The sequence below is a fragment of the Vibrio sp. CUB2 genome, from assembly GCF_001557945.1.
Lineage (GTDB): Bacteria > Pseudomonadota > Gammaproteobacteria > Enterobacterales > Vibrionaceae > Vibrio > Vibrio owensii.
In genome coordinates this window covers 370935-391059 of the sequence record NZ_LNRB01000004.1, presented here as the reverse complement: position 1 = coordinate 391059, position 20125 = coordinate 370935, and the positions used below count along the sequence as shown (strand labels likewise).

Genomic DNA, 20125 nt, shown 5'->3' with positions numbered 1-20125 from the left:
GAAAGAAGCCCAACAAAAAAGCCATGCAAAGTAGGCTCTGCATGGCTTTGGTTTGGGCAGCAATGACACTGCCCTCGTCTATGACTAGTTACATTGAGCTTTGATCGAAATCGTTGCCTTGGTCAGTACCTGTTTGAGTATCCGAGTCGAAGCTGCCAGAGTCATCCGTGAAGTCAACACCTTGATCTTGACCTCCTGCACTTGTCCAGTCGCTGCCGCCAGATTCCATACCCGCCATATCTGGTTGCTGATCTTGAGCAGAACCCTGCATGGTGTATTGATCATCGACTTCAACTTCAACTGTGCCACTCGCACCTTCTACTGCGCTGCCCAATTCATCGTAACCTTGGAATTGGATTTCGCTCGTACCTTCGTAACCTTCTGGTAAGTCAACCGATACTGGTTGGTTCAGGTTGCCACTTAATGTGAAGCTGCCATCGCCATTATCCAGTGCGTTGCTTACTGATGCACCATCAGGTAGACCGGACATTTCTGCATAATCCACCGATTCGTTACCACTGACCTCATCTGGAACCGAGATAGAAATGGTATCGCCTGGTGCTGCAGTCACATCAGCTGCGCTCTCCTCTTCACTGTCTGCACCGTTTGCTGCTTGCTCTTCAGGCTGTTGCGCTTCGCCAACTTGCTGCTCTGATGATGCTTGAGCAGTTTGAATTTGTGGCTCGTCACTTTGCGCTGAATCGTCCGCAACTTGGATGCTCAGATTCTGAGTCGATACTTCACCGTTGTCGTTGACCTGAACATCCATAGCCAAATTGCCATCGAAGTCATCGTTCGGCCAGTACGTCCACTCTTCATCACCTGATTTCGCGAAGAAACCAGCATCGTTTGCATCGGCTACATCCAACACTTCTGCTGAAGGGCTAATGCCAAGCTCATCAATCAACTGTGCTTCCGTTAGTGTTAGTGAACCATCATCAGCCAGTGCGTAGCCTTCGCTAGTTGTGGTTTCACCTTCACCTTGGATGTCGACATTAAAGAAGCTCTCAATGCGGTTTTCACCGTCAGTTGCAATAAAGCCAACTTGAACATCTCCGGTGTAGCCTTCTGCTGGTGTGAATTGGTAGTTACCTTGGTTATCGGTCTCTATCACACCTTGACCTTCCATTAGGCTCACTGACTCAATGCTCAAGCTGTCGCCTTCTGCATCGCTCAAGGTCGATAGCATGTCATCATTGGTGAACGACAAGGTGCCATCCGCTGCCATTTCTGTGGTAGAAATGCTGTCGATTTCTGGAGAAGCATTCTCTTGTGGTGCGTCTTCTTTCACGACCACGCCTGTTTGCTCATCATGAAGCACACCGTCTTTATCAATCACATAAGCGATATCCGCTTCACCAGTAAAGCCCGGTGCTGGATTGAATGTCCATGTGCCATCACCGTTATCGACAATCTCACCTTGGCTGCGATCAGCTAGGTGAACGAATTTCACTTCATCACCCGCGTCAGCGTCTACGTTTTCTGCCAATCCGATTAGGTCATCAGCGGTTAGGGTAACTGGTTCACCCGCTAGGGTTTCGAAGTCACCTGAATCGATGCCATCTTCGAACTCTTCTGGCTCGTCACCATAATCCACCGTTGTTGCGGTCACGGTTACGAAGAACTCGCCATTAAAGTCAGCCGGAGGCGTCATTTGCAGGTCTGAGATATCCCACTCGTTCAAGTCGATGTATTGACCCGGTTCCGTAATGGTAATGGTGTTCACACCATCCGTAACTTCGAAGCCAACAGGGAAACCAGTCATCACTAGGTTACTTAGCGTTTCTGAATCGTCGATTAGACCGACATTCAAGCCTAGGTGACCCGTTTCGTCCTCACCGAAGACTAACGGACCATCATGGTCGGTTGTGATGACCGCACCATCCGCAACAGGGCGAACAAACACTGGTACATCAAGTACTGTTTCAAACTCACCGTCACTTACCACAACTTGCAAGTCAGAAACCCCTGCAAAATCGCCAGTCGGTGTGAACGTCCAAGTACCGTCACCGTTGTCTGTTACCTCACCACCATCTTCACCTTCTGCGGTGATAATGCGTGATACGACTAGGTTTTCAGTGTCGATATCGCCGAACAAGTTCATCAGGTCGCCAGCGTCGAAGGTGAATGCGCCATCTTCGTCGGTTGCCATAAACGCATTACCCACATTGAATGGAGCATCGTTGACTGGAATAACATCCACATTCAACGAGCCTTCAACCACTTCTTCACCATCCGTCGCGGTGTAGCCCAGTTCCACCAAACCATTGAAGTCTTGAGTGGTCACCAAGTGGTACATACCATCTGGTTGCTGGGTTAATGTCGCATTTGCAGGAGCACGAACCGTGATGCTTTCTACGCTGATTTCGTCACCATCAAGATCCGTAACTTGATCAGCGATGTAAGCTGGGTCAATCACCATGACCACATCTTCTTCGCCCTGCATCTGGATAGTTGGTGCTTCTGGTGCATCGTTAACCGCTTCGATGTTTAGATTGCCTTCAACTGGCGTAACTAAATCACCATCGCTGACACCGAACGACATTGGCACATCACCATTGAAGTTATCTGCCGGAGTGAATGACCAAGTGCCATCACCGTTGTCTAGCAAGTCACCGTATTGATCATCAATCACTAGGTCGACAGCAGACAGTTCGTCGTAGGTGTTGTCGATGTCTGTTGCGTTAGCAAGCAACATGTCCTGCGTGATAAGAATGGTGGTATCTTCGGTGCCAGCAATATTCACTGGCGTTGATTGCGGCGCATCGTTAATTGGGTTCACCGTTAGGTCAACGCCCACTTCCACGCTCGCACCATCGTTATCAATCAAGTCGAAACTTAGGTCGATATCGCCATTGAAGTTCGCATCAGGCATAATCGTGAAGCTACCATCTTGGTTCTCAACAACGGTTGCATTGGCTACCGCGGTTAAGTTCACCGCTTCTAGATTATCGCTGTCGACGTCACCCGCTTGAGCCAGTAACTGCTCTTGACTCAATGTGATTGAACCGTCTTCATCGACGCTGTAAGCCAAATCGCCAGATACCGGAGCATCGTTGACTGGCAATACATCAATGTTCGCATTGGTTGTCGCAGTTGCACCGTCTTCATCAGCGACGACTACGTCTAGGCTTACGCCACCATTGAAGTTTTCATTTGGCGCGAAGCTATAAGTACCATCGTCATTCGCCGTTAGAATACCGTCGCTACCACTGTAAGAGACGCTTTCTAGGCTCACGTCGCCTTCCACATCGCTTGATTGCGCTAGCAGTTGCTCTTCCGTGAAGATAATGACTTCATCTTCATTGACAGAGTAACTTGTCGCACCTGCGATTGGTGGATCGTTCACCTCAAGAACGGTAATACCCGCAGTGGTTGAGTCTGTCGCACCCTCTTCATCGACAACCACAACGTCTAGGCTGACTTCGCCATTGAAGTTCTCATTTGGAGAGAAGGTGTACGTACCATCGCCATTGTCTTGGAAGACGCCATCGTTGCCACTGTAAGTCACACTACTGATGTCTACGTCGCCTTCAATATCCGACGAATTAGCCAGTAGTTGCTCGTCACTTATGGTGATCGAGTTGTCTTCATGTACTGTGTAAGACGTGCTGCCCGCCACAGGTGGATCGTTCTCTGGCGTCACACTCACATCAATGTTGGCAGAGGTCGTATCCGTACCGTCTGATACATCAAACGTGAAGTTCACGTCACCGTTGAAGTTCTCGTTCGGTGCGAAGCTGTAAGTGCCATCACCATTATCGGTTAGGACACCGTCTGCACCTGTGTAAGTCACGCCTTCAACTGTTAGGTTGTCACCTTCTACATCCGTCGCGCCTGTTAGCAAGTCTGCATCTGTAAAGGTAAGAATACCGTCCTCACCCACAGTGAACGCTTGGTCTTGTGGCTCTGGTGCATCATTGACTGGTGTTACCGTTAGGTCGAGACCTGCTGCAACCACTTCTTCTCCGTCAGTCACATCGTAGGTGAACTCGATATCACCGTAGAAGTTCTCGCTTGGAGTAATGGTGAAGCTGCCATCCTCGTTCATTTCAACCGTCGCATTTTCATCATTGGTGCTTAGGTTGATTGCGCTCAGATCGTCACCATCAATATCAACAGCGTGCTCCAGTAACTGCTCTTGAGTCAGCGTAATGCTGTTGTCTTCGGCAGTGACTGCGCTGATGTCACCCGTCACTTCTGGTGCATCATTGGTTGGCGAGATATGAATCGTCACATCTTGCGTCGCTGTTGCTGTTGTACCTGTATCTACGTCCGTAGACGTAGCGTTCACAGTTAGCGTCACATCGCCATTGAAGTCCGCAGAAGGGATAAACTCTAGCCCTTCTAGCTCGCCTGGTTGTAGTGACCAAGTGCCGTCGCCATTATCAACACCTGCTGATAGTGAGCTGCCTTCTGGCACATCTTCAATCAAGATAGAGAGGTTTTCTGAGCCATCGGTATCGGTTAACGCTGCATCGATATCAAGCGGCACTGGCGTATCTTCGGTACCAATGATTTGGTAATCCGCGTCCGCTACCGTGACTTCGATGTTGTCGATACCAAACGATTCATCCCAAACGTCTTGATTCAAGGTTGAACCGAAGCCGAGTTGCAGTTCGCCATCCTCGACAGGAACCGTCAGGTTGATTTGGTGAGCTTGGTCATTCCAACCACTGAAGCCTTCACGTTGAGAGGCTCCATGAATCACTTCACCCACTTCATTACCATCTGAGTCGTAAAGCGTTGTCGTACCATCTTGAGTACGGAACGCGGAGTTTTCCAAGGTGGTTAGCTGTTCACCGCCGACAAAGATTTGGAACGACTCGCCATCCCAAGAATCGATTTCGTAGAAGCTAAACGAGATGTTCACTTCATTGACATCGCTTGGGATATCGTAAGTTTTACTGACCGCTTCATCACCGCCAGTGCCACCAATACGACCCAGCATGTCGCCCGTTTCGAAGCCTTGTGAGCTCTCAGTGTTCGCGTTCCAACCGTTCGAGCCAGACTCGAAGTTATCAGACGCAATCACCAAGTCCGAAGCAATCGACAGCTCTGGCATATCAACCACAGATTGAACATCAATGTTCGCTTCTGCTGGAACCGTTGCGGTGCCATCGTTGACATCAAACGTCACGTTCACGTTGCCGTCGAAGTTTTCGTTTGGTGCGAAGGTGTAAGTGCCGTCACCGTTATCAACCAAGGTACCGCTATCAGAGGCAACGTTTTCAACCGTTAAGTTATCACCATCGATATCACCTGCATTTTGTAGCAGTTGCTCTTCAGTGAAGGTGAAGCTGGTGTCTTCTTGCGTAACAAACTGTGGCTGACCAACCGTTGGCAAGTCATTCACTGGGTTCACAGTCAGATCGGCAGTGGCTTGAATGGTGGCATCACCGTCCGTAATATCGAAGCTCAAGTCAATGTCGCCATTGAAGTCCGCATCTGGTGTGATAGTGAAGCTACCATCATCGTTCGCAACAACGGTCGCATTGCCATCAACAGTCAGGTTGGATGCAGTTAGGTCATCGCCATCCACGTCGCCGGCTTGAGCAAGAAGCTGCTCTTGGCTTAGCGTGATAGAACCGTCTTCATCCACGCTGTATGCCAAATCACCTGATACCGGAGCATCATTGATTGGTAATACATCAATGTTTGCATTAGTTGCTACCGTTGCGCCACCTTCATCCGTCACAACAACATCAAGACTGACGTCACCGTTGAAGTTTTCGTTTGGCGCGAAGCTGAATGTGCCATCGCCGTTATCGGTAAAGATACCGTCGGCGCCGCTGTAGCTTACGCTATCAATCGCAACTTCACCTTCAACGTCAGAAGCGTTCGCCAATAGCTGTTCAGAGCTAATGGTGATGACTTCGTCTTCATTCACTGAGTAGCTGGTCGCGCCTGCGATTGGTGGATCGTTCACCTCAAGTACTGTAATACCTGCGGTAGTTGAATCCGTCGCACCGTCTTCATCGACCACGACAACATCTAGGCTCACTTCGCCATTGAAGTTCTCGTTTGGTGAGAAGGTGTAAGTGCCGTCACCATTGTCTTGGAACACACCATCTGTGCCGCTGTAGCTAACGCTATCAACCGCGACATCTCCTTCGACGTCTGATGAATTCGCCAGTAGCTGCTCGTCACTAATGGTGATCGAGTTGTCTTCATGCACTGTGTAAGAGGTGCTGCCTGCCACCGGTGGATCGTTCTCAGGTGTGACTGTCACATCGATATTCGCGGTCACGGTATCCGTGCCATCAGAAACATCGAAGGTAAAGTTCACATCACCATTGAAGTTCTCGTTTGGAGCAAAGCTGTAGGTACCATCACCGTTATCGGTTAGGACACCATCTGCGCCTGTGTAGCTCACACCTTCAACCGATAGGTCATCGCCATCGATATCTGTTGCGCCATCAAGCAGATCTTCATCAGTGAACAACAAGACGCCATCTTCACCAATGGTGAACGCTTGATCTTCTGGTTGTGGTAGGTCGTTAACTGGATTAACCGTTAGATCTGCCGTCGCGACCAAAGTGTCAGAACCATCACTGATATCAAACGTGATATCAATGTCACCATTGAAGTTCGCATCTGGCGTGATGGTGAAGCTGCCATCGTCGTTAGCAGTCACTGTCGCATTACCATCTACAAGCAAGTTTTCAGCAACAAGGTCATCGCCATCCACATCGCTAGCTTGAGATAACAATTGCTCTTGGCTCAATGTAATGGTGTTATCTTCATCTACGTTGTAAGCCAAGTTGCCCGATACTGGCGCGTCGTTGATTGGCAATACATCCACTGTGATATAGGTATCGACTTCTGCGCCATCTTCATCACGAATAGTCACGTCCAACGATACTTGACCATTGAAGTTCTCATTCGGTGCGAAGCTACAAGTGCCATCGCCATTTACTGAGAAGATGCCATCTGGACCGTCGTAGCTGATGCTTACAAGCTCAACATCCCCCTCGACATCCGAAGCATTCAGAAGCACTTGTGATTCACTGAACGTTAGAACTTGGTCTTCATCGATTGTGTACGCAGTTGGACCTGCGATTGGCGGATCGTTCACCTCAAGTACCGTGATACCTGCGGTAGTTGAATCCGTCGCGCCATCCTCGTCGACTACTACAACATCTAGGCTCACTTCGCCGTTGAAGTTCTCGTTTGGAGAGAAGGTGTACGTGCCATCACCGTTGAGTTCCAGCACACCATCGTTACCGCTGTAGCTCACGCTATCAATCGATACATCACCTTCAATATCCGATGAGTTCGCTAGTAGCTGTTCATCACTGATGGTGATCGAGTTATCTTCATGCACTGTGTAAGACGTGCTGCCTGCCACCGGTGGATCGTTCTCTGGCGTAACACTCACATCGATATTCGCGGTCACGGTGTCCGTGCCATCAGAAACATCGAATGTAAAGTTCACATCACCATTGAAGTTCTCGTTTGGAGCAAAGCTGTAGGTACCATCACCGTTATCGGTTAGGACACCGTCCGCACCAGTGTAAGTGACACCTTCAACCGATAGGTCATCGCCATCGATATCCGTTGCGCCATCAAGCAGGTCTTGATCAGTGAAGGTCAACACGCCATCTTCACCAATGGTGAACGCTTGATCCTCAGGCTGCGGTAAGTCATTAACTGGGTTAACCGTTAGGTCAGCCGTTGCAACGATAGTATCGGTGCCATCGTTGATATCGAACGTGATATCAATGTCGCCATTGAAGTTCGCGTCAGGCGTAATGGTAAAGCTACCATCGTCATTAACCGTAACCGTCGCATCACCGTCAACCACTAGGTTAGAAGCAGTTAGTGCATCACCTTCTACATCCGTTGCTTGTGCCAACAATTGTTCTTGGCTTAGCGTGATTGAGTTGTCTTCGTCGACACTGTAAGCCAAGTCACCCGATACTGGAGCATCATTGATTGGCAGAACATCAATGTTTGCCGTCGTCGAAGCGGTCGCACCATCTTCGTCCACGACTACAACATCAAGATTCACTTCACCATTGAAATTTTGGTTTGGTGCAAAGCTGAACGTACCATCACCATTGTCGGTAAAGATACCTTCGCTGCCACTGTAGCTCACGCTATCTAGTGCTACCTCACCTTCAATATCGGAAGAGTTTGCCAACAACTGTTCTGCACTGATGGTAATGACTTCATCTTCATCAATGGTGTAACTGGTTGTGCCTGCGATTGGTGGATCGTTCACCTCAAGAACGGTAATACCCGCTGTTGTTGTATCAACCGCGCCGTCCTCGTCAACCACGACAACATCTAGACTAACATCGCCTGTAAAGTTTTCGTTTGGTGAGAAGGTGTAAGTACCATCGCCATTAATTTCTAGCACTCCGTCGTTACCGCTGTAGCTCACGCTGCTGATCGCAACATCACCCTCGATATCAGACGAATTAGCCAGTAGTTGCTCGTCACTGATGGTGATCGAGTTGTCTTCATGTACTGTGTAAGACGTGCTGCCCGCAACTGGAGGATCGTTCTCTGGCGTCACACTCACATCAATGTTGGCAGAGGTTGTATCCGTACCGTCTGATACATCAAAAGTGAAGTTCACGTCACCGTTGAAGTTCTCATTCGGTGCGAAGCTGTACGTGCCATCGCTATTGTCAGTTAGGACACCATCGGCACCAGTGTAAGTCACGCCTTCAACAGTTAGGTTGTCACCTTCTACATCCGTCGCACCTGTTAATAGGTCTGCATCTGTAAAGGTAAGAATACCGTCCTCACCCACAGTGAACGCTTGGTCTTGTGGTTCAGGCGCATCGTTAACTGGTGACACCAATAACTCAAGGTTGGTTGAGACAACATCATCGCCGTCAGACACATCGAACGTAAAGGTGATATCACCATTAAAGTCCGCATCTGGCGTTAAGGTGTAAGTGCCGTCACCATTGTCTGTGATGGTGATGTTTTCATCATCCGTTGCCAGATTCAGTGCTGTCAGTTGGTCACCATCCAAGTCACGCGCATTAGCGAGTAAATCTTCTTGCGTAATTAGGATTGAACCATCTTCTTCAACCATCGCTGAAACAGGCAATGCTTCAGGCGCATGTTCAATGTGGGCACCTGTTGCATTGACGTAGATGGTTTGAGAAACGGTTTCAGAATCATTATTTGATAGCTCTGTTGCCGTTGCCGTTACGTTGATTTCTAGCTGTTGGTTAAAGTCTTCTGGCAATTGAATCTGTAGCTCTTGTTCAATTGCCGTGGTTGGAAGCGTTACAGAACCATCTGGACCGACTGTCACTTCACCGCTGTAGATCTGGCTGTTCACTTCACCGACATCAATGGTGAAGTTGAAGTCGGTGTAATCGGCATCGCCGCCACCGTAGAGATCTTCAAAGCCGTAAACCAGTTCACCGTCTTCGTTCACAGTAGTTCGGGTATGTTCAATGCCATCTTGGTTGAGCTCTGAGCTTGAACCACCATGGAAGACTGCATCACCGAATTGGCTTTGAATCACGGTTTCAGAACCATCAGCGCCAACAAACACGAGTTGTGGGTCAACTGTATCCATGTTCGCAGGAGAGCCATCTGCTGCACGGAACTCGTACTGACCATCTTGCATGGATGCAAAGTCATTGAAGTTATGACCGTTAGGAATCAAGAATAGGTTGAAGCTTTCCCCTTCCGAGATTTGGAAGCTGAACTGATCTTGTCCCGGAACGAGGTCACCGCCGCCGCCAACTTGAGAGGCGTTTTCGTACACCACTTCAACGCCCGTGATGTTGCCATCTTCATCGACTTTGTAGTAACCCGCTGTGTTTTGGTAACCCGCGGTTTCACCTTCAAACGTAACCGTGATTTCAGTATCGTTGAAACTGGTGATACCGTTGTCTTGATCGTTAAGTACCCCTTCGTTGTCGTAGCTGATCACCGAACCTTCTGGAACACCATCCACGGTCACAGTCAGCGTTTCTGACAAGTCTTGGTCAACCAATGCTGCGGCGATGTTCACTTCAACAATACCGCCTGGCTCGACCAAGATTGCTTGATCATCCACGTTTCGACCATCGCCATCAGTGATGACTAGGTCTGGCGCATCTGCCACGGCTTCGATATGGACATTAATGTCTTGCTCAACTTCATCAGTACCGTCAGAAACCGTAAAGCTGAACTGCAAGTCACCACTGAAGTGCTCTTCTGGTACGAAGCTAAATGTACCGTCACCGTTGTCCGTTACAGTACCTTCATCACCCGAGTAGTTAATGCTGGTAACGGTGAGGTCATCACCATCAATATCAATCGCGCCACTTAGAAGATCTTCTTGCGTGAACAGGATGCTGCCATCCTCTTCAATGTGGTACATGCCAGGCGCAACAATTGGAATGTCATTGACTGGGTTCACCGTCAATGTCATTTCATTGGCAACACTCAATTCACCGTCGCTCACTTCATAAGTAAACTCGATGTCTCCATTGAAGTGCTGTGAAGGCGTAACGGTAAAGGTGCCGTCGCCGTTATCCACGATAGAGGCGTTCGGATCATTGGTTTCTAGTGCCGTTGCGTATAGGTCATCACCATCTTGATCGCTGGCGTTTTCAAGCAGCATTTCTTGTGTCACGAGGATAGATCCATCCTCGTCCACATCTGCCACGATTGGTGCTGCTTCTGGTGCATCGTTAACGAACTCAACTTTCAAGTCGATGTTTGCCGCCACCACATCGGTGCCATCGCTCACATCAAACGTGAGGTCAACATTACCAAAGAAGCCCTGCTCTGGCGTTAATGTGTAAGTGCCATCGCCATTGTCTGTCACTTGAACCGTGTCGCTTAAACTCGTCACGTTAACAACAGACAGGTCATCGCCTTCGATGTCCGTCGCTTGAGCCAGCAGCTCTGCTTCAGTAATCGTGATCGCTTCGCCGTCTTCTGTGGTGAAGGACAAATCAGGTACATCTGGCAGGTCGTTCACTGGGTTAACGGTGAGGTTTAGATCCGCAGCGACGGTTTCAATCGCGTCAGTTACGTCATAAGTAAATTCGATTTCACCAAAGAAGTTATCGCTCGGTGTAATCGTGAAGCTACCATCAGCGTTCTCAACGATGGTTGCATTAGGATCGTTGGTCGACAGGTTCACCGCTTCAAGGTTGTCACCATCCACGTCCGTCGCGTTCGCCAACAAGTCTTCTTGAGTGATGGTAATTGAGCCATCTTCATCGACGACCGCATCAACCGGGCCGCTTACCTCTGGACCTTCGTTGACGATCTCAACATCGATCTTCGCAGTGCTTGGTGCGCTTGCTTGACCATCGCTGATGTCGAAGGTCAGGTTCACTTCACCGTAGAAGTTCGAAGTTGGCTCGAAGGTAAAGGTGTTGTCGCCGTTGTCTGTCAACGTACCTTGTGACTGGTCAACAAGCAGTAGATTCTCGATATGAAGAATGTCGCCATCCACATCGGTCGCACCTGATAACAGGTCTTTTGCTTCGATGATGATGGTGCCGTTTTCTAGCATTTGAGTATGCAGCGGTGCACCAGGAACTGGCACATCGTTGACCGGAATAACGGTCAGAGCTAGATGGGTATCGACTTCATCGGTGCCATCGAAGACTTTGTAATCGATGTCAACTTCACCATTGAAGTTTTCATTCGGCATAAAGGTGTAAGTGCCGTCGCCATTGTCGACGAGCTCACCGTTATCACCGCTGTAAGAGATATCAGAGATAGACAGTGCATCGCCTTCCACATCACTTGCATTCGCAAGCAGATCGTCCGCGCTAAACGTAATGCCCACATCCTCATCAGTCGACAACACAATCGGACCAGAAACAATTGGCGCATCGTTTACTGCTTCGAAGTTGATGTTGATGATGTTGTCGTCAGTGAGTTCACCATCTGTAACTTGGTAACCAAGCTCAATCTCACCGTAGAAGTTCTCTTCTGGTGTGACTGTCCATGTACCATCGCCGTTGTCGGTTAACGTAGCGTGCTCCGCGTTATCCCCCACCAGCTCTAGGTTTTGAATATCAAGAACATCGCTATCGATATCACTCGCTTGTGCGAGAAGCTGCTCTTCTGTGATTACCACAGAGGCAAACTGCGTAGAACCTTCGATATCGATGGTCACATTTGGCAGGTCAGCGGTCAGTTCGATTTCACTGTCACCTTCACGGATATTCAGCTCTACCGTTTCAGTGATTTCTGTGCCGTCCACGCCAATAGATGTGAACACCGCTTCATCATGACAAGTTTGCGAAACCGTCATGTTTTGAACCACGTAAGTACCGTTACCTTGAATCGTTCCTAACTCAAAGTAAGACACCGGCTCGTTCACCGTTAGGGTGTAATCCGTCTCATAGCTACCACGATCTTCTTTGTGGTAAGTCATCGAGTCGATCAAATCACCATCGGAGTTGAATGCGCGAATTTCGACTTCGGTAAAGTGGCGAGACTCTTCCATAAACCAGCCGCCTAGACCATCTAGGTGGAAGCTGATTTCGTTGATGTCTTGACCTTCAACGGTCACAGTCAGTTTTTCATCACCGCTCAAGCCTTGGCGGTCAGTATCGCCAATACCGTGACCAATGTGTGTTTTACCATTCCACGCACCGAGTGGGTCATCATTACTTTGAACGGTAACTTTCAAATCACCATCAACAAACTCACGTGTGTAAGGGTCAACAGCCGTACCCCAATCATCAAGGCTGGCGTTGTCGTCAAAGGTACCAATTTGACTCGTATGCGTACCGTTCGCCAATGCATCATCATTTGGAATGAAGCGCACTTCCGTGTCTGCAGGAACCTCCTGCCCGACTTCTAGCTGTACCCATTCGTCATTTAGATTGGCTTCAATGATGCCGTTTTCAGGGGCTTGGTCGAGACGTAACGCAGGCTCTTCACGCAGAGAAACACCCACGGTTTGGTCTTCTTCCGCTTGAATAAAGATCTCGTCGCCCGCTTCTGGCGCATCGTTGACAGGATTAACGGTCAGATCCAGCGTGGTCAGAACATCATTTTCGCCATCGCTGATGTTGTAAGTGAAGTCCAACTCACCATTGAAGTTCTCCGTATGCGTAATGGTGAATGAACCATCATCGTTGGCTACGATCGTCGCATCTGGGTCATTGGTTTGTAGATTGCTGGCAACAAGGTCATCACCTTCAATGTCTGTCGCATTCGCAAGCAATTGTTCTTGCGTGATGGTGATGGCGTTATCTTCATCCACTTCAGCTTGAATGCCTGACGTTTCAGGAGCGTCGTTGACCGCGATAACATCGATGCCTGCGGTTGTCGTATCCGTTGCACCATCTTGGTCGATAACCGTAACGTCGAGAGAAATGTTACCGTCAAAGTTTTCATTTGGCGTGAAGGTATATGTGCCGTCACCATTGTCCACGAAGCTACCGTCGTTACCAGAGTAGCTAACATTCGCCAAAGCTACGTCACCTTCCACATCAGAAGAGTTGGCTAACAACTGCTCGTCACTAATGGTGATTTGACCATCTTCTTGAACCGTGTAAGACGTAGAACCTGCCACCGGAGGATCGTTCACTGGTGTCACGCTGACATCAATGAATGCTGGCGTTGAACCTGTGCCGTCAGACACATCGAATGTGAACTGAACATCACCGTTGAAGTTCTCATTCGGCGCGAAGCTGTAAGTGCCATCGCCATTGTCGGTAAGCACACCATCTGCACCTGTGTAGAGAACGTTTTCGATAGACAGATCATCGCCATCAATATCCGATGCGCCTTCCAATAGGTCTGCATCCGTGAACAGCAAGGTGCCATCTTCTTCTACCGTGAACTGTTGATCTTGCGCTTGTGGCAAGTCATTCACAGGATTAACCGTAATATCCAGACCAACTTGTACTGAGCCACCATCGTTATCAATGATATCAAAGGTCAGATCTAGGTCGCCGTTGTAGTTTTCATCCGGTGTGATGGTGTAGCTGCCATCATCGTTGTATTGAATCGTCGCGTTGTCATCTGTCGATAAATTGATGGCTTCAAGGTTCTCGCTATCAATGTCGCCCGCTTTGGCAAGCAACTGCTCTTGGCTTAACGTAATTGAGCTGTCTTCGTTGATGGTGTAAGCCAAATCGCCCGATACTGGTGGATCGTTGATTGGTAAGACATCGACATTGATGTGCGTATCAACAGTTGCCCCATTCTCATCTTGAATGGTCACATCCAACTGAACTTGACCATTGAAGTTCTCGTTTGGCGCAAAACTACAAGTACCATCGCCATTGACGGTAAAGATACCATCCGAGCCTTCATAACTGATGCCAACAAGCTCTACATCACCCTCGATATCAGATGCGTTGGCAAGAATTTGTGACTCACTGAATGTCAGTACTGAATCTTCGTCAATCGTGTAAGACGTTGGACCGGCAACTGGAGGGTCATTCACTTCAATGACGGTAATGCCTGCTGTCGTTTCGTCAATCGCACCTTGCTCATCCGCCACAATCACATCAAGGCTAATATCACCGCTGAAGTTCTCATTCGGCATGAAGGTGTAAGTGCCGTCACCGTTGTCTTGGAATACGCCATCGGTGCCTGAATAGGTCACGCTATCGATGGACACTGCGCCTTCCACATCCGAAGAGTTAGCCAGAAGCTGCTCGTCGGAAATGGTAATTGCGTTGTCTTCATCAACCGTGTAAGACGTTGAACCCGCAACCGGAGGATCGTTCACTGGAGTGACGCTTACATCCACATTGGCAGGTACGGTCTCAGTGCCGTCAGAAACACCAAAGCTAAAGCTGACGTCGCCGTTGAAGTTTTCATTTGGTGCAAAGGTGTAAGTACCATCACCGTGGTCAGTTAGCACACCATCGCTGCCTGTGTAGCTAATGCCATCAACCGTTAAATTGTCGCCATCGATATCGGTCGCGCCAGCAAGCAAGTCTGCATCGGTAAACTGAAGCGTGCCATCTTCTTCAACACTGAACTGCTGGTCTTGAGGAACAGGAAGATCGTTAACTGGATTAACCGTTAGATCCGCCGTTGCTTGGATTGTGTCTGTGCCATCTGTAATGTTGAATTGGATATCAATGTCACCATTAAAGTCCGCATCTGGTGTAATCGTGAAGCTGCCATCATCGTTCGCTGTGACGGTTGCGTTTCCATCGACCGTCAAATCGCTAGCAGTCAGGTCATCGCCCTCAATATCAGACGCTTGAGAAAGAAGCTGCTCTTGGCTGAGTGTAATCGCACCGTCTTCATCAACGCTATAAGCCAAATCACCCGATACTGGCGCATCATTGATTGGCAATACATTCACATTGATGACGGTATCAACTTCGGCTCCATCTTCATCTCGAATGGTCACATCAAGTTGAACTTGTCCGTTAAAGTTCTCGTTTGGCGCGAAGCTGCACGTGCCATCATCGTTAACGGTGAAAATGCCATCCGGACCATCGTAACTAATGCCAACAAGCTCTACATCGCCTTCCACATCAGAGGCATTCAGCAGCACTTGCGACTCACTGAAGGTCAGAACTGAATCTTCATCAATAGTGTAAGAAGTTGGTCCTGCGACTGGTGGATCGTTCACTTCCAGCACCGTAATGCCAGCAGTGGTGACATCCGTTGCGCCTTCTTCATCAGCGACGACAACATCAAGCGTCACTTCACCATTAAAGTTTTCATTTGGAGAGAAGGTGTACGTACCGTCACCATTGATTTGCAACACACCATCGCTGCCAGAGTAGCTCACGCTATCAATCGAGACATCCCCTTCTAAATCCGAAGAGTTTGCCAACAGCTGCGCGTCAGAAATGGTAATAGAGTTGTCTTCGTGAACTGTGTAAGACGTTGAACCAGCCACCGGAGGATCATTCACCGGCGTGACGCTCACATCTACATTCGCTGAGACCGTATCCGTGCCATCAGACACGTCGAAGCTGAAGTTCACATCACCGTTGAAGTTCTCATTTGGCGCAAAGCTATATGTGCCATCACCATTGTCAGTTAGAACGCCGTCGGTGCCTTCATAGCTGATTCCCGTTACAGAAAGGTCATCGCCTTCAATGTCGGTCGCGCCAGCAAGCAGATCCGCATCAGTAAATTGCAGCGTGCCGTCCTCTTCCACACTGAATTGTTGGTCTTGAGGAACCGGCAGATCGTTGATTGGATTAACGGTTAGGTCAGCGGTTGCTTGAACAGTATTCGTGCCATCTGAAATATCGAAGCTGATGTCGATATCACCATTGAAATCTGCGTCCGGCGTGATGGTGAAGCTACCATCGTCATTTTGAGTCACCGTCGCATTGCCATCTACCGAAAGATTAGATGCCGTCAGTGCGTCGCCTTCCACATCAGAAGCTTGCGACAACAACTGTTCTTGGCTCAAACGAATCGAGCCATCTTCGTCCACCGAGTAAGCAAGATTGCCAGACACTGGCGCATCATCGACTGGCGTAACACTGACATCAATGTTGGCAGAAACCGTATCCGTACCGTCGGACACATCAAAGCTGAAGTTCACATCACCATTGAAGTTTTCATTTGGCGCAAAAGTGTAAGTCCCATTGCCGTTGTCGGTCAGGATGCCGTCGCCACCATCGTAGATCACACCTTCAACTGTTAGGTTATCGCCTTCAATATCCGTTGCGCCAGCAAGCAGGTCAGCGTCCGTAAAGATCAGCGTGCCATCTTCTTCCACGCTAAACTGCTGGTCTTGAGGAACAGGTAAATCGTTGATTGGGTTAACGGTTAGGTCAGCGGTTGCTTGAACGGTGTTCGTGCCATCTGAGATATCGAAGCTGATGTCGATATCACCATTGAAATCTGCGTCTGGCGTGATAGTGAAACTACCATCGTCATTTTGAGTCACCGTTGCATTGCCATCTACCGAAAGGTTAGACGCCGTCAGTGCATCACCTTCCACATCGGAAGCTTGCGACAACAACTGCTCTTGGCTCAAACGAATCGAGCCATCTTCATCCACCGAGTAAGCAAGATTGCCAGATACTGGTGCGTCATCGACAGGCGTAACACTGACATCAATGTTGGCAGAAACCGTATCTGTGCCGTCGGACACATCAAAGCTGAAGTTCACATCGCCGTTGAAGTTTTCATTTGGCGCAAAAGTGTAAGTCCCATTGCCGTTGTCGGTCAGGATGCCGTCGCCACCATCGTAGCTCACGCCTTCAACTGTTAGGTTGTCGCCTTCAATATCCGTTGCGCCAGCAAGCAGGTCAGCATCGGTGAAGATCAGAGTTCCGTCTTCTTCCACCTCAAAGGTTTTATCTTCAGGCACTGGTGCGTCATTGATTGGACGAACGGTTAAATCGATAGAACTTGAAACGGTTTCTTGACCATCACTGATATCAAACGTTAAGTCGAGTTCACCATTGAAATCAGCGTCCGGAACCACGGTGAACGTGCCGTCACCATTGTCTTGAACCGATGCATTCGCACCAACTTGGACGTTAGACGCAACAAGGTCGTCGCCATCAACATCACTTGCGTATTCGAGTAATTGTTCTTGCGTGAAGGTAATCGTGCCGTCTTCATCCATGATGTAAGCCAGATCTTGTTCTACCTCTGGCGCATCGTTTTCACCTTCGACTTTAATTTGGAACGTTTCGCTCGTGGTTTCAGAGTCGAAATCATCTTCTACTTGCGTCGTGGTCTCTTCACTGGTGTCTTGAACGTCCACCGCAAAGGTTTCTTCTGTGGTTTCTGAATCTAGGTTATCACCACCTTGTGAACCTTCAGAATCGGATGAAGAGGCACTTGGCGCAGCCGAAGTTTGTACAGCTTGTCCTTGTGCTTCATTGCCTTCTGCGTCCGAACCACCTTCAGAGCCAGAGGCATCACCGCCACCAACAGCTTGTGCACCCGCACCTGAAGCCGCACCGCCGCTGCCCGCAGCTTCTTCACCAGACCCACCGTCTGATGCCCCACTGTCTACCACGTTCGATTGAGCGGCATCCGACCCACCGCTACTATCTGGCGAGTCTTCTTGTACCGCACCACCGGACGCCGAGGCTTCTTCCTCTGCTCCGGCACCACTTGGGTTGTCTTCCATCGCCTGATTGGCTTCATCTGCTGCGTCGGTGTTTTCAGCACCTGTCGCTACGGTCGAAGCAATCGTATTCTTTTGATTTTGCTGATTCTGCTGCTGGGAGGGCGTACCCGCGTCATTGGTTTCCGTTTGTTCTACCGCGTCATTTAGGTCTTTGTTTTGGTTATTTTGGTTGTTGTCACCTGCCATTACAGCCTCCGTTGCCATTAGCTAACTGATCGTGTTTAGAGGCAGTAAAGGACACCATTCTGGAAAACCAACTTTTTTATCCAACTTTTTTCATACTCATGTTGTTTAACCAGAAAGAGGTAAAAAAAATTTGAAAACGCAATTTAAAGATCCTTAGTTATTGTCATTAAAGCAATTAGGGCGGTGGAACAATGATAAACATGACGAATCTGTTGCGCTCAGTCGACAACAGCCACAAAGGGCTGCAATTGCTATTGGGAGATTTTTACAAGGATTTCAGCAGCGCGGCGATCAACATCGAAATGCTGCATAAACAAAACCGTTTTGAAGAGCTGAGCGGCTACTCAAAAAAGCTGAAGACTATTCTCGTATTGCTTTGTGATGATGATTTACCACCCAAGATGGCAAAGCTGGAGCATTTGAGTAAGCACCACTTCCCTGCACCTAATGAATTGATTGAGGACATCAAAACTGAGCTCAACAACGTGAACAAACAAATTAGTCAGCTGTTAGATATCGAGAACTCTATCAATGACAGCGCAGATGATGAATAACCAAGGTGGATCATGAGTAACAAGCAGATCGAGCACCACCTCAGAAAAGCACTCGTTTCCAATAACGAGTCTTCGAAGGTGACCGCAGACGATACGATCGTGCTAGCCAGTGCGATGACCAGCGTACACAAAACATTGCTGGTTATCTTTTTGCTTTCAATGGTGGCGATCGCCGTGGCGTCTCAAGCTCGTATCGACATTGTGGTGTCGGTGCGCGGTGAGCTATTGCTGGAATCTGACGTAGAAAAAGTGCAACACCTTGAAGGCGGTATTCTCGAAGAAATGTTAGTGCGCAAAGGCGAAGTGGTTTACGAAGGTCAACCCATTGCGCGAATTCGTTCTTTGGATAGAAACACTCAACTCGATACGGTGAACACAGAAATCATTCAGCTCGAGTTAGACAAACTCCGTTATGAAAGCCTGCGCGATATGGTAGAGCCCGATTTCTCTGCCTACATCGAAAAATACCCAGAATTGGTTCAGGTAAACATGAATACCTGGCAGCAAGAGTTTTCCAAAAACCGCTCTAATGAAGAGTTGATCACCCACGACATCAATCACAAGAACTCGTTGATTGATTCTATGCTTAAGCGCCGCAAAAGCTCCGAGAACCAGCTTTCTTTGATTCGTAAGCAGCTCAATATCAAGAACACCTTGTACAAAGAAGAAATGGCATCTTATGTCGATGTTCTGAATATGCAGGTTCAAGAGTCAAACATGGTGCGTGAGATTGAAAACCTCGATGAGTCGGTCATGAATGAGCGTTTCCAACTGGACAAACTAGAGAAGCAATACCGAGACTTGGTGGAAAACCGCAACTCCGAATACCAAGCGCAAATCATTCAAGCGAAGAAAGATCTCAAGCTGAAACGCATTCTTCGTCCTCAACACTCAGACAAAGTGGATCGCCTCGTGGTCTACGCCCCTATTGATGGCGTGGTCGATAAAGTGCACTTCAACTTCCGCTCTGCCGTGATACCGCCGGGGGAAAGTATCGCGGACATTGCGCCGATTAATAACTCCCTTCATGGCGAAGCGAAGATTCCACGTAAAGACATGGGCTTTGTTGAAATCGGACAGGCGGTCAAAGTGAAGATGGACACTTACAACTTTGCCAAGTACGGATTTTTGGAAGGGCGAATCGCGTCGATCAGCCGTTCGTCCTATGAAGAAGAGGACGCTGAATTCTACCTCGCTGAAATCCAAATCAGCCAAAACTATCTAGAGCGTGGAGGCACACAATACAAACTGTCCCCTTACATGGAGTTTACCGCCGACGTGAAAACAGGGTCACGTCGGGTTATCGAATACGCTGCGAAGCCGGTTATGTCGGCTATCGAAGACGCGTTCGATGAGAGGTAAT

General features: G+C 48.7%; 3 protein-coding genes. 2 read left to right on the top strand and 1 reads right to left on the bottom strand.

The window, feature by feature from the left end; all coding sequences use genetic code 11:
* Nucleotides 1-88: 88 nt before the first annotated feature.
* The gene (locus ATB78_RS08685; RefSeq protein WP_061008403.1) at nt 89-18208 is read right to left on the bottom strand and encodes a tandem-95 repeat protein; all 18120 of its coding nucleotides are present in this window, start codon (nt 18206-18208) and stop codon (nt 89-91) included.
* Nucleotides 18209-18408: 200 nt separating this feature from the next.
* Between ATB78_RS08685 and ATB78_RS08680 the strand changes: the two genes are divergently transcribed.
* Both ATB78_RS08680 and ATB78_RS08675 read left to right on the top strand, forming a co-directional pair.
* On the top strand, nt 18409-18762 hold the full coding sequence (locus ATB78_RS08680; RefSeq protein WP_039839707.1) for a hypothetical protein: 354 nt from the start codon (nt 18409-18411) through the stop codon (nt 18760-18762).
* 12 nt (nt 18763-18774) lie between these two features.
* The gene (locus ATB78_RS08675) at nt 18775-20124 is read left to right on the top strand and encodes an HlyD family type I secretion periplasmic adaptor subunit (RefSeq protein ID WP_009704725.1); all 1350 of its coding nucleotides are present in this window, start codon (nt 18775-18777) and stop codon (nt 20122-20124) included.
* Nucleotide 20125 lies beyond the last annotated feature (1 nt).